Raw genomic sequence first — 12,300 nt, forward strand, 5'->3', positions numbered from 1 at the left:
GTTTGAATGCAACAACTACACCAACGAATTTTCACCCTCATACGATCACAACATCTTGCCGATGTTGATATAGATGCTTTTTTTGTTTTTACAACTAAACCTTAAGGAGTGAACGGACGGTGCAATTGCAGAAAATTTTCAATACCGAAGCGCCAAACCAATCCACACGCATTATTGAAGGGGAATGCTCAGGTATCCTGAACTGGAACGATATCCGCATGCCTCATATGTATAAATTATATAAAGTCCTTTTGCTCAACCACTGGATCGCGGATGAAATTCCGATGTCCAAAGATGCGCAGCAGTTTCCTCATCTCGACGCTGAAGAGCAGCGCACTTTCAAGATTAACATCTCTCTGCTCGCGGTTCTGGATTCCATGCAAACGATGTTTGTCGGAGATGTAAAGAGATATTTTACGGACTCCTCGCTGGAAGCCATCTCGGCCATTATTGGACAACAAGAAGTTGTCCATAACCAATCGTATTCGTACGTGCTATCTTCCATCGTGTCGGAGCAGGAGCAAAAAGAAATTTTTGAATACTGGAAGCATGATCCGGTCCTTCTTGACCGCAATCGCTTCATCTCCGAAATTTATCAGGAGTTCCGTGATGAACAGTCTCCGCAAACCTTCTTCCGCGCGCTCGTGGCGGACTTGATTCTGGAAGGTATTTTCTTTTACAGTACCTTTGCCTTCTTCTACAACCTGGCCCGTGACCAGAAGATGATGGCAACCAGCCAAATGATTTCGTATATCCAGCGCGATGAGAACCAGCACTGCTACTTCTTCGCCGAAGTGTTCAAGCAGCTGCTGAAGGACTTCCCTGAGCTGAATACTCCGGAAAATATGGACTATGTCTACCGCACCATCGACCGCGCGGTTGAGCTTGAAACCAACTGGGCGCATTACACGCTGAGCAACAACCGCGGCATCGACCTGAACGAGTTGTCCGACTACATCAAATACATCGCCAACAAGCGCCTGAAATTGATGGGTATGGAAAAAGCTTACGAAGGCGTTGACTCCAACTGTATGCCTTGGATTCGTCCGTTCTCCGATGATGCACTGAACGCAACCAAGACCGATTTCTTCGAAGCTAAATCCCGCAACTACGGCAAAGTCGGCGACGACAACGGATTTGACGATCTTTAAGTAATAAGTAATAGGATTTAAATAGAGCCTGTTGATCTTCATGATCGCAGGCTCTTTTTTTATGGTCGGCCCAGTGAATTGACTCGGATGTTGGCCCGTAAACTACTGCGCGGTTTATTGGACCTGGACTCCCAGGCTGCCAATCAGGGCTGAGCACACTTCAGGACTATCAATACCAGTCGCTGCTCCCGACCGCATACTGCTACGCCGATCCAGCTCCCTCGCGAGTTCATCCAGCGCGATATCCAGCCTCTCCACAAGCTCAGGTGCAAGCAGCATCCCTCCGGAATCAAGACGTGTAATCTGCGTATCCACGCTGAAAACCCCGCCTAGTATATGTCTTGCTCCCAGCGCGGATAAAACCGGCTTCAACGCATAGTCCATGGCGAGCAGATGTGCCAGACTGCCTCCGATATGGAGCGGCAATATGATTTTTCCGGCCAATCCTTTCTGAGGCATTGTATCCAGAAAAGTCTTAAGCAGGCCCGTATAGGAGGCCTGATAGACCGGAGTAGCGATGATTGCCACTCCGGCATCCGCGAGGATACGGTTGGCTTCCACAATCTTGCTGCCGTTAATCTTGGTGTGGATCAGGTCCTCAGCAGGCAGCTTGACCACATCGATCCGCTGAACCGGGTATCCCTTTGCAGACAAATAAGCTTCCGCATGCTGAATAACCCCCATCAGCCTTGATGTCAGCGAGGGACTGCCGTTCAGAATAACGATACTGCTCAACAATACCTATTCACCCCTTTTGCCTTTTCCCGGCCATCACGCGGCCGTATGGTCCTCAGCTGTGGCCTACTCCCCATACTATAAGCAACCGGAATCGGATGGGTTCCTCCAGCTATGACAGGTTTCTTCAGGAAAAATGAATATTGCGCGGCGAACCGGTTTACGCTATACTTAGCCAAAAGAATTGAAGAACAACCACTATGCCTATGATCAGCATCCAACTGTGAGGCGTTTTCGACCAGAGCAAGGCTTCTCCTTTCTCTCTAAGTTGACCGGCTTTCCGTCCGTTACCGCGGAACCAAGAGGATCGGCTCCTGCCTGTAAGGCAGTCCGGTCAAGTTGGGTGGCACCGCGAGCAAGCGCTCCTCGTCCCAAAGGATGAGGGCGCTTTTTGTATTTTTACGGACAAAGGAGATTGGATCCATCATGTTAACCATTCAATTTATCCGCGACAACGCGGAGCAGGTACAGCAAGCAGCTATAAACAAACACATTCCTTTCCAGGTGGATGAGCTGCTCACCTGGGACGTAAAGCGGAGGCATCTGCTGCTGCAGGCGGAAGCGATGAGGGCACAGCGCAATAAGCTGAGTAAGGACGTAGCTCCGCTCATGAAGCAAGGCAGCAAAGAAGCAGCGGAGCCGCTTATGGCTCAGGTCAAACAGCTGAACGAGAAGCTGGGGACCCTGGAGGCCGAGCTGCAGGAAGCCGACCGTCATGTGTCGGAGCTGCTCCTGCTTGCTCCCAATATTGTTTCGGCAGATACGCCCATCGGTAAGGATGACAGCGATAACGTCGAGGTCCGCCAGGTTGGAGAAGCTCCGGTGTTTGATTTCGAGCTTCGGGATCATGTTACTCTTGGCGAAATGCATGACATGATCGACATTCCGCGTGGCGTAAAGACCGCCGGCACACGCAACTATTACCTGAAAGGTGCAGGACTCTATCTTCACCTGGCGGTACAGCGGCTTGCGCTGGATTACCTGGCCGCACGCGGATTCACCCCCATGGACGTTCCCGTCATGGTACGTCCGGAAGCGTTAAACCGGACGGGCTTCTTCCCGACCGGCCAGGACCAAACCTTCGAGCTGACTGGAGAGGACAAATGGCTGGTCGGCACCTCGGAGGTATCGCTCGTTTCGTATTACAGCGATGAAATCGTCGATGTGACCGATCCCATCCGTCTGGCCGGAATGTCGGCCTGCTACCGGCGTGAAATCGGCTCGGCAGGCCGGGATGTGCGCGGCCTGTACCGTGTCCACCAGTTCGCTAAGGTGGAGCAGGTCGTCCTCTGTAAGAATGATCCAGCCGTGTCGGAGGCTGTACTGCAGGAAATCACCGGCCATGCAGAGGGCATTCTGAAGCTGCTCGAGCTTCCATACCGGGTGATGGCTGTCTGCACTGGCGATATGTCGCAGAAGACTCATAAGCAGTATGATATCGAAACCTGGATGCCCAGCCGGGCGGCGTACGGTGAGACCCATTCGTCGTCGAACCTGCTGGATTTCCAGGCGCGCCGTTCGAATATCCGATACCGTGACGAGGAAGGAAATCTGCAGTATTGTCATACGCTGAATAATACCGCTGTAGCATCGCCCCGTATCCTTATTCCACTGCTGGAGAATCATCAGCAGGCGGACGGCAGCATTTATATCCCAGAAGCCCTGCGGCCTTATATGGGTGGTGCAGAGCGGCTTGTTCCACCGGCTGCGGAATTCCAGGAGAGACCCTGAATTCAAATTCGCCTCTTCAATTATGATTACAACAAAATGGGACGAAGCAGGTAGGAATACCTTGCTTCGTCCCATATATTTCAGCAAATAGCTTGCAAGCTTGCAGCTATGTTTTTAATGATAGAAGAAGTTATTTTACGGTATAACGCTCTTCAATCTTGTAAAACTTCCATATAAAAACGGCTAAACCCCAGATCACCAAAAAAGCCCCGACTAAGAAATAACCTAAATTCCCAAAATCAATGGAGGAAATAATATCCCATAAACCACCTGATAAATGGAGCTTTTCCGTTGTGATTTGGGCCAATTCAACAATCCCAACCGCTAGAGCCGCAACAACGGAAATCGCTGTAACAATTAAATTATAGTATACCTTCCGCACCGGTCTATCATTGGCCCAGGCATAACTTTTGGTCATCATTAAACCATCAAGCGTATCAAACAAACTCATTCCCGCCGCAAATAGTAAGGGAAGTGCAATGATGCCAAGGACTGGGAAATTATTGTTCGCTGCCCCTGCTGACATGGTTAGCAGTGAAATTTCGGTTGCCGTATCAAATCCTAGACCGAATAAAAAGCCAATCGGATAAATATGCCAGCTTTTCGTGACTACATTAAACAATGATCCCAAATAACGCGTGAAAAAACCCTTCGCTTCAAACATTTTCTCTAAATCCGATTCATTAATCTTTTCTTCCTTCATCTTACGGAACATTTTCCAAAGCTGAACGAATAACATTAGATTTAGAATCGATAAAAATACGAGAAACACACCCGATACCGTAACACCGATAATGCCGCCTATATCTTGCATGCTGGACATGTATTTGGCGACAAATTTAACGGATACCGCGGTTAGTACCGCTAATAAAAAGACAACTGTGGAATGCCCCAATGAGAAGTAGAATCCCACTCCGCGCGGGTCTTTCTTTTGTGCAACTAATTTACGGATGGTATTATCTACCGCGGCAATATGATCAATATCAAATGCATGGCGAACACCAAAAACATAAGCTGCGATCCCCATACCAATAAAGGCTGGATGATCGGGTACAACGCTGAATAATGCTATGAATCCGATGACATGAATAACAAGAACACCAAACATATAACGATTCCAAATAAATTTCATTCCTTCTACCTTTCGTCTTCCTTATTTTCAGCATTTAAGCTGCTTTTCGCAAAAGCCCATGTATCGCCCCGCATTCCAAGCAGTTCTCGTTTGCATCCCCCCGTCTGTAACCATTTTATTTTTAAGGACTGTTTCAGAGTTCACTAAGAAAAGTAACGCCTTGAATTATTTTATTGAAAGCTCCCGCACTTATGATTCCTAATAATAGTTTGATGGCATTAGAATTTTCAATTAATTTCAAAACCCAGTGACACCAAGATATTTCTTCTTTGTCTAAAAGATTATTTCTATACAGAAGCACATAACGCCCAAAATGTTCAGGCACCGTTTCTACTTGTTCATCTTCTGCTTTGGCTATTTTTTTCTCACGTAAAGTGACCTTAAGCTTCAATTTAGAAATTCGATCTTGGATTAATTTTTTCGCGTTCTCCTCATCTGTCGTCCACATCGAATACATCTTAATCAGAAATTCGTCACGAATGATAGGATCACTAGGTTTTCCGGTAGTAACCCATGCCCCCAAAGCTTCTCTTCCCTTTTCCGTAATCGAATAGATTTTTTTATCGGGTTTTCCTGTTTGTTCCACATGTTCAAACACCAAAAGCCCATTTTGCTCCATTTTGCCTAGAAGAGGATAAATTTGACTATGCTTTGCAGGCCATAATAACTCCAAATAGGATGCTAATTGATACCCGGAGCATGGCTTCCTACCTAGTACGCTAAGAATGGCATATCCAAGAGTATTCATACGATCTTCATTCCCTATCTTCATTTGAGTAGCTCATTTAACCAACCTGATCCATTAGACCTAATTGTATCTGCAATCGTTCTAAATGTAACCTCTTCCTGCTTCATGAGCAATACATTTTCGTAAAAACCCGGCAACCAATTTGATTGCTGGGTTCTGGAAATTAGTATTTTCTTAGAAAAGATGGGGTTGTGTTAAAAAACTCTCGATTGATGATATGGTGACATGTGGTATGAATTTTTTCTATGGTTTGCGTAGAATTAGCTAAGATCCGAATGATCATCCCGGATACCGGCAGTAATGATAATCCAATCTTATATTCCTTGGTATCTTCATGAATCGCGTGATATAGCCGGTCAAGCAGATCATTATTCGCTTGTTCTCCAACCACAATCATGGAGCCTAAATGCGAAAATCCTTCCATAAAACCAAGAGAAGTCATGTCTTGAGCACCAGGATTCAATCTAATATGATCGAATACCATCAATTCATCATCCACATAGATTTCATTGATTAATTGGAGCATATCATAACTGAATTGAGCCCCATCCGGAGACCATCCCGAGGTAATAATATCTGAATAGAGAAGCGTAGCGCCTTTCTCCATTCTAATGACGGTTTTTTGTTTATAGCTTGCATCCTGATAACCGATAAGCGGATCCGTAATATACTCCAGATAGCTGCCCTTCTTAAGGCTGATTTCTGTTTCTTGATAGGCATATTGATTCGGTGTCTTGTATATTTTCGTTGCCGATTGTGTCGTTAATGTTAGCCGGGCTTGTTCCTTCAATGAGATTTTCATTTGATAACGATCCCCGTCCAAGTAACCTCCGCCCGGATTCAGAATATAATAACAAGCTTGTCCGGTATCATCGTGATACACAGGACGCATGACTTTAAACGCCCCTTGGAAATACACATTTTTGGCGACAGTTTTTCCGTTTCTTACTTCAGCCTCTAATCGCAGAATCCCTGTCCAATCCTTCATTTTAATCCAATCCCTTTAAAAATGCGTTCTCTTTAATCCAGTTAATCACTTGATCCAAACCGGAGTTATCTTTCAGGTTCGTAAATACAAAGGGTTTATTGCCGCGGAAAACTTTCGTGTCCGACTCCATGACTTCAAGGCTAGCCCCAACATAAGGTGCTAAATCTGTTTTGTTAATAATAAATAAATCAGATTTAATCATCCCTTGTCCCCCTTTACGCGGAATCTTTTCCCCTTGTGCCACATCGATAATGTAAATCGAGAAATCAACCAGCTCAGGGCTGAAGGTCGCCGCAAGATTATCGCCGCCGCTCTCCACAAAAATGAGCTCGACATCCGGGTGTTTTTCTTTCAGTTCATCGATAGCAGCAAAATTCATTGAAGCATCTTCGCGGATGGCTGTATGAGGACATCCACCTGTTTCGACACCAATAATGCGATCAGCAGGCAAAACCCCATTGGCCATCAAAAATTTGGCATCCTCTTTGGTATAGATATCATTTGTCACCACTGCCATGCTGATTTCATTCTCAAGATGCCGGGTCAATTTTTCAACGAGCATGGTTTTTCCGGCTCCAACCGGTCCTCCAACCCCAATTTTAATCGGTTCCATTATAAACACTTCTTTCTATAGTTATATTTAAGACATGAAGATTCGAATATTTACACGTTCATGTTTCATTTGTGATAATTCCAGACCGGGTGAAATGATTCCAAAATCCTCTTCATCCAGACTCTCGATTTTTTCTGTGGCCTCCGTTAATACATCCTGAAATTGCTGGATCGTTTTCTGACCAGCCGTCTGGCCCAGAGGGATAGCCCGTACTGCATTTTGCACAAGACTGGAAATAACGGAATACAAATAATATAAAATGGTGGTTGATCGTGAAACTCCGAGATGATGCCCAATCATCGTAAATACGATCGCCGGATGACCGAAGCATTGCTTCTTATTGATCCGTTCCCGATACAAAGAAAGGACAGGCACTTCATACAACGATCCTACGAGATTTAACATCCGATCGCCCATTTTTTGTGTACCTTCCCTCGTTTCACGAGGCAGGTTTTGTACGGTCAGCATGCGGTCCAGCTTCCACACGGTTTCAAGGTTTCCATCCTGCAGCGCATCAAATACAAGGCGAGAAGCAAGCCCATCGGAATGGACAAGCTGCTCGTTTACATATACATGCAGCCACTCGGACAATGTCGTTTGATCATGTACTTGATCTTCTTGAATATAACTCTCAAGACCATAGGAATGACTAAAGGCGCCTGTCGGAAAGTTCGAATCACACAGCTGAAATAATGAGAGAGCGTTCTTATCCATGGCTGTGGCCGATATGACGGAATGCCTGTTTTACTTTCCTCTCTTCCCGTTTAAAGGGGATTTCCAGCTGCTTCAGTAATTCTTCAACGAGATAATCGTACTGAACCAGCATTTGGTCATCTTCAAATTGGGCCGGGAGATGGCGATTTCCTAATTGATGGGCGATCGTGCCCATTTCCTTCAAGCTGCGTGGACTTATTGCGATTAAGTCATCGGAGAGGACATCAATCATAATGATATTTTTCTCATCCATGAACAAAATGTCTCCGGCCACAAGATCGCGCTGATCTTTCAAGCGGATACCTATTTCTTTACCATGATCTGATTTAACCCGTTGGATTCGTTTTACTAAATCAGCGCTTTCCAGGTAAACCTTTTCAATGTGGCGCTTTCCGACTTCCTCTTTGTCCAGGCTTTCAATATTCGTTACGATGTTTTCAATAATCAATGTCTTCACCTCAAAATAAGAAATAGCGTTGCCCCATTGGTACTTTATCTACAGGATCACATGTAATTAACTCCCCGTTCACTCTCACTTCATAGGTTTGCGGGTCAACCGTAATCTCAGGTGTTTCGAAATTCAGCTTCATATCTTTTTTCGTTAATGTTCTTATACCATGAACCGGGAGAATGATTTTCTCCAAGCCAAGCCGCTCGTGGACTTTAAGATCAAAGGCGGACTGCGAAATAAAGGTGATAGAGCTTCTGGAAAGAGCCTTTCCATATTGAGCATACATCGGACGATAGATGACAGGTTGTGGTGTTGGGATCGATGCATTGGCATCCCCCATCAAGCTTTGAACAACCATGCCATTTTTAATAATCATTTCGGGCTTCACTCCGAAAAATGCAGGTGACCAAATGACAAGGTCAGCCATTTTTCCGATTTCAATCGAACCCACATGCTCAGAAATTCCATGGGTAATCGCCGGGTTAATCGTATATTTGGCAACATAACGTTTGGCACGGTTATTATCCGAAAGCTCACTGTCACCTTGCATCGTTCCCCGTTGTTTTTTCATTTTGTCAGCGGTTTGCCATGTCCGTAAAATGACTTCGCCAATTCGTCCCATAGCCTGAGCATCCGAGCTGACCATACTAAATACGCCCATATCTTGAAGGATATCTTCTGCAGCAATGGTTTCGCGCCGAATACGTGAGTCTGCAAAAGCAAGATCCTCGGGAATGGATGGATTCAAATGGTGACACACCATCAGCATATCTAAATGCTCATCTATCGTATTCACCGTATAAGGCAGCGTCGGATTTGTAGATGAAGGAAGAACATTCATATAGCTCGCGGATTTGATCAAATCCGGAGCATGTCCCCCGCCCGCTCCTTCCGTATGATACATATGGATCACCCGGTCTTTGATCGCGGCCATGGTGTTCTCCATAAATCCGCCTTCATTCAAGGTGTCCGCATGAACCGCTACCTGCACATCATACTCATCAGCAACGCTGAGTGCATGGTCAAGTGCTGATGCTGTTGCTCCCCAGTCCTCATGAACCTTCAGTCCAATCGCCCCGGCCCGAACTTGCTCGGCAAGCGGCTCTTTGGATGCAGCTTGTCCTTTTCCGGTGAAACCTACGTTAATAGGCATTCCTTCCGCTGCCTCCAGCATGCGATGGATATTCCATTCTCCTGGAGTCACCGTGGTGGCCTTTGATCCCGCAGCCGGACCCGTTCCGCCTCCGATCAGCGTCGTAAGCCCGGAGGACAATGCTGTTTCAATTTGAGCAGGGTTAATAAAGTGAACATGCGAATCAATGCCGCCAGCAGTCACGATCATTCCTTCGCCTGCAATGATTTCCGTAGAAGCCCCGATAATGATATCCACATTATCCATCACCAGTGGATTACCGGCTTTCCCGATTCCCGCAATTTTCCCGTCGCGAATCCCAATATCAGCTTTGTAAATCCCGGTATAATCCAAAATAATCGCGTTCGTTATCACCACATCCGGAACTCCGTCCCCACGGGTCACAAGCGGATGCTGACCCATTCCATCCCGGATCACTTTCCCGCCGCCAAAAACGACCTCATCACCATATGTGGTATAGTCCTTTTCGATTCGGATAATGATATCTGTATCTGCCAGGCGGATCGAATCGCCTGTTGTTGGACCATACATTTGAGAATATTGTTTTCTTGGCATTCTGAAGGTCATTGTTGACACCCGCTTTCCACGGATCCATCCGTTTTATTGTTAAAACCATAGACACGGCGCTCTCCGGCAAAACAAACCAGTTCTACTTCTTTTTCATCACCAGGTTCAAATCGGACCGCCGCACCCGCCGGAATGTTCAAATGCTTCCCGAAGCCTTCATCCCGTTGGAACTGAAGAGCCTCGTTGACTTCATAAAAGTGAAAGTGAGATCCTACTTGCACTGGACGATCCCCGGTATTTTTTACAGTAATTCTCGAGGCGAGTCTTCCAACATTGCAGATAATATCTTCATCTTGTAAAAAAATTTGTCCAGGTTCCATTTGAATATTCCTCCTATCGCTTTATCTAATCGGATTATGTACGGTCACCAATTTGGTCCCGTCGGGAAAAGTGGCTTCGACTTGGATATCGTGAATCATTTCGGGAATACCTTCCATCACATCTTCACGAGACAAAATGGTTGCACCGAATTCCATCAATTCAGCAACGGTTCGTCCATCCCGTGCGCCTTCCAATACTTCATAGGTTATAAAGGCAATGGCTTCAGGATGGTTTAGTTTAAGCCCTCTTTCCTTTCTTCGTCTCGCAAGGTCAGCAGCAACCACAATCAAAAGCTTGTCAATCTCACGCGGTAACAATTGCATGATTTTTAGCCTCCTTATTTTTATTTATGAACACTTTTAAATCACTGAAATTTCAACTTGGGCACACCATAATTTTGCAAAATACAACATCGCAGCGATAATTATTGATTTGATTAGATCGCAGCGTTATTATATCATATTTTATATATATAACAAAATACATATTAAATTTGTTATATATAATAATATCCTGTATTTTTCCTTCAAATCCCCCGAAATGCTGAAGGAGGTTGATTGGCAGAAATCGCCCAATACTCTAACTAAGGAGATAATAATGCAAAAAGACAATCGAATTTCATTACGTGAGGGAGCGTTTTTTTCTTTCATTTCCACAGCCTTTAAAGGCATCTCCCAAGTCATCTTGATTGAAAATGCTGTGACAGGACTTATTATCCTTGTAGCCATAATGGTTTCCTCTGTTTCGATCGGTATGATTGCATTGCTTTCTGCATGTATAGCCACTTTCATCGGCCGATTCGGAGGAACGGATAAAACCATTGTCAATCAAGGACTGCTTGGGTATAACTCAGTACTAGCCGGAATCGCCTTAGCCTTAAATCTGGAGGGGGGATGGCGCTGGGCCATCGCTTTAGCTGGCGCTGCAGTGGCAGCCCTTTTTACCGCCGCTATGATGCATTGGATACGAAACTCGCAAATGCCGGTTCTTACATTTCCCTACATAATAATGACTTGGTTTCTGCTGCTTGCCTCTTACCGGCTTAGCACGTTCCAATTAAGTTCGAATCTCGTTCCGCAGGATCTTTCACATTGGAAGCTTCAACCCGGAGGTACCATCGATTGGATTCATGGCTTGGTGAATGGGATTGGACAAGTATACTTCCAGGACAGTTTATGGTCTGGGATTTTGATTTTACTCGGCGTGTTTTGGGCCAGTTGGAGGCTGGGTTTATATGCCGTCTTAGGATCCGTTATTGCATGGTTAGCCGCCTATGGATTAGGCGCAGAAATTACATTGATGAATTTAGGGCTTTATGGATTCAATGCCGTTTTGACCATTCTGGCCGTCGCTGCCGTGTTTGATGCGAAGAGCCGCATAGCGCCGCTGACAGGACTCATTGCCGCCGCTATAACGGTACCTGTTACGGCCAGCATAGACACATGGCTGTTGCCTTATGGGCTCCCTACGCTCACGATGCCATTTGTTCTAGTCACATGGCTTCTGCTGGCCGCAAGGAAAGTCATTCCGAAACTATAAAATAACCGAAAAAAGGGACCTCACCGTCCCTTTTTTCATTCTATTTATGACAAGTGATCCTGCATTCTCTCATGGACTTCAGATTCCACATCATCCAAATGCTCTTCCGCAAGGTCATTTTGAGGATGCGGATTAAACCAGGAAATTTCTCCATTATGATATAGCCCTTTATATTCATTTCCTTGATAATTCAAAGAAAACTGATGCCTTTCGTGAACTTGATCTTCGAATAAAGGCTTGATAACATCAAAGTTTTCAAACAACACAAACAACCTCCCATATTGGTAATCACTTTCATCATCATGCCCTTTTTTTAGTATTTTTACCTCTTTTCGACAAGAATAATCCTTTCATATCAAAATCCATTTTCGCCTCTTGCCGTGCAAGTCTCGCTTGCCCGTTGTTTGCATAGGCGCGGACATCGGTTTTATACTGTACATGAATGCAATTATTACGG

The 12,300-nt window shown here is 45.4% G+C and carries 14 protein-coding genes; 3 read left to right on the forward strand and 11 right to left on the reverse strand.

The features are described from left to right. Positions 1-119 precede the first annotated feature (119 nt). Positions 120-1,151 (forward strand): ribonucleotide-diphosphate reductase subunit beta, encoded by a 1,032-nt coding sequence (locus KJS65_RS16700; protein WP_213651027.1) that lies wholly within the window; start codon positions 120-122, stop codon positions 1,149-1,151. 114 nt (positions 1,152-1,265) lie between these two features. Here the strand turns inward: KJS65_RS16700 and ssuE are convergent, their stop codons facing one another. Further along, positions 1,266-1,886, reverse strand: a complete 621-nt coding sequence (gene ssuE / locus KJS65_RS16705) for an NADPH-dependent FMN reductase (protein WP_213651028.1) — start codon at positions 1,884-1,886, stop codon at positions 1,266-1,268. Between the two features lie 426 nt (positions 1,887-2,312). Here ssuE and serS point away from each other — a divergent pair, with 426 nt between their 5' ends. Continuing rightward, positions 2,313-3,617: a serine--tRNA ligase gene (gene serS, locus KJS65_RS16710; protein ID WP_213651029.1), complete on the forward strand. Its 1,305-nt coding sequence runs from the start codon at positions 2,313-2,315 to the stop codon at positions 3,615-3,617. 130 nt (positions 3,618-3,747) lie between these two features. Here serS and KJS65_RS16715 read toward each other — a convergent pair whose 3' ends face one another. The 9 genes from KJS65_RS16715 to KJS65_RS16755 form a co-directional block, all read right to left on the reverse strand. After that, positions 3,748-4,749, reverse strand: a complete 1,002-nt coding sequence (locus KJS65_RS16715; RefSeq protein ID WP_213651030.1) for a HoxN/HupN/NixA family nickel/cobalt transporter — start codon at positions 4,747-4,749, stop codon at positions 3,748-3,750. Positions 4,750-4,882: 133 nt separating this feature from the next. After that, positions 4,883-5,521 (reverse strand): PadR family transcriptional regulator, encoded by a 639-nt coding sequence (locus KJS65_RS16720; protein WP_213651031.1) that lies wholly within the window; start codon positions 5,519-5,521, stop codon positions 4,883-4,885. A gap of 139 nt (positions 5,522-5,660) precedes the next feature. Next, positions 5,661-6,485 carry an urease accessory protein UreD gene (locus tag KJS65_RS16725; RefSeq protein ID WP_213651032.1) on the reverse strand — a complete coding sequence of 275 codons (825 nt, stop codon included), beginning with the start codon at positions 6,483-6,485 and terminating at the stop codon, positions 5,661-5,663. A gap of 1 nt (position 6,486) precedes the next feature. Next, positions 6,487-7,098, reverse strand: a complete 612-nt coding sequence (ureG, locus tag KJS65_RS16730; RefSeq protein WP_213651033.1) for an urease accessory protein UreG — start codon at positions 7,096-7,098, stop codon at positions 6,487-6,489. Positions 7,099-7,125: 27 nt separating this feature from the next. Continuing rightward, positions 7,126-7,812, reverse strand: coding sequence for an urease accessory protein UreF (locus KJS65_RS16735; protein ID WP_213651034.1), 687 nt, complete (start codon positions 7,810-7,812; stop codon positions 7,126-7,128). Further along, positions 7,805-8,260 carry an urease accessory protein UreE gene (gene ureE, locus KJS65_RS16740; protein ID WP_213651035.1) on the reverse strand — a complete coding sequence of 152 codons (456 nt, stop codon included), beginning with the start codon at positions 8,258-8,260 and terminating at the stop codon, positions 7,805-7,807. The genes KJS65_RS16735 and ureE overlap by 8 nt, the downstream gene beginning before the upstream one ends. A 10-nt stretch (positions 8,261-8,270) precedes the next feature. Next, positions 8,271-9,983: an urease subunit alpha gene (gene ureC / locus KJS65_RS16745; protein ID WP_213651036.1), complete on the reverse strand. Its 1,713-nt coding sequence runs from the start codon at positions 9,981-9,983 to the stop codon at positions 8,271-8,273. Continuing rightward, positions 9,980-10,303, reverse strand: a complete 324-nt coding sequence (ureB, locus tag KJS65_RS16750; RefSeq protein WP_213651037.1) for an urease subunit beta — start codon at positions 10,301-10,303, stop codon at positions 9,980-9,982. The genes ureC and ureB overlap by 4 nt, the downstream gene beginning before the upstream one ends. 21 nt (positions 10,304-10,324) lie before the next feature. Continuing rightward, positions 10,325-10,627, reverse strand: coding sequence for an urease subunit gamma (locus tag KJS65_RS16755; protein WP_213651038.1), 303 nt, complete (start codon positions 10,625-10,627; stop codon positions 10,325-10,327). 274 nt (positions 10,628-10,901) lie between these two features. Between KJS65_RS16755 and KJS65_RS16760 the strand changes: the two genes are divergently transcribed. Continuing rightward, positions 10,902-11,843 (forward strand): urea transporter, encoded by a 942-nt coding sequence (locus KJS65_RS16760; protein ID WP_213651039.1) that lies wholly within the window; start codon positions 10,902-10,904, stop codon positions 11,841-11,843. 44 nt (positions 11,844-11,887) lie between these two features. On the opposite strand, the gene KJS65_RS16765 is transcribed toward KJS65_RS16760, so the two are convergent. Then, positions 11,888-12,109, reverse strand: a complete 222-nt coding sequence (locus KJS65_RS16765; RefSeq protein WP_244864602.1) for a DUF5342 family protein — start codon at positions 12,107-12,109, stop codon at positions 11,888-11,890. Positions 12,110-12,300: the final 191 nt, after the last annotated feature.

Origin of the sequence: Paenibacillus sp. J23TS9 (assembly GCF_018403225.1) — a bacterium.
GTDB lineage: Bacteria > Bacillota > Bacilli > Paenibacillales > Paenibacillaceae > Paenibacillus_AQ.

Excerpts from the sequence above, each read along its gene's own strand:
- KJS65_RS16720 (WP_213651031.1), bottom strand. The coding sequence starts at position 5,521 with ATGAAGATAGGGAATGAAGATCGTATGAATACTCTTGGATATGCCATT.
- ureB (WP_213651037.1), bottom strand. The coding sequence starts at position 10,303 with ATGGAACCTGGACAAATTTTTTTACAAGATGAAGATATTATCTGCAAT.
- ureG (WP_213651033.1), bottom strand. The coding sequence starts at position 7,098 with ATGGAACCGATTAAAATTGGGGTTGGAGGACCGGTTGGAGCCGGAAAA.
- ureC (WP_213651036.1), bottom strand. The coding sequence starts at position 9,983 with ATGACCTTCAGAATGCCAAGAAAACAATATTCTCAAATGTATGGTCCA.
- serS (WP_213651029.1), top strand. The coding sequence starts at position 2,313 with ATGTTAACCATTCAATTTATCCGCGACAACGCGGAGCAGGTACAGCAA.
- KJS65_RS16725 (WP_213651032.1), bottom strand. The coding sequence starts at position 6,485 with ATGAAGGATTGGACAGGGATTCTGCGATTAGAGGCTGAAGTAAGAAAC.
- KJS65_RS16735 (WP_213651034.1), bottom strand. The coding sequence starts at position 7,812 with ATGGATAAGAACGCTCTCTCATTATTTCAGCTGTGTGATTCGAACTTT.
- KJS65_RS16755 (WP_213651038.1), bottom strand. The coding sequence starts at position 10,627 with ATGCAATTGTTACCGCGTGAGATTGACAAGCTTTTGATTGTGGTTGCT.
- KJS65_RS16715 (WP_213651030.1), bottom strand. The coding sequence starts at position 4,749 with ATGAAATTTATTTGGAATCGTTATATGTTTGGTGTTCTTGTTATTCAT.
- KJS65_RS16760 (WP_213651039.1), top strand. The coding sequence starts at position 10,902 with ATGCAAAAAGACAATCGAATTTCATTACGTGAGGGAGCGTTTTTTTCT.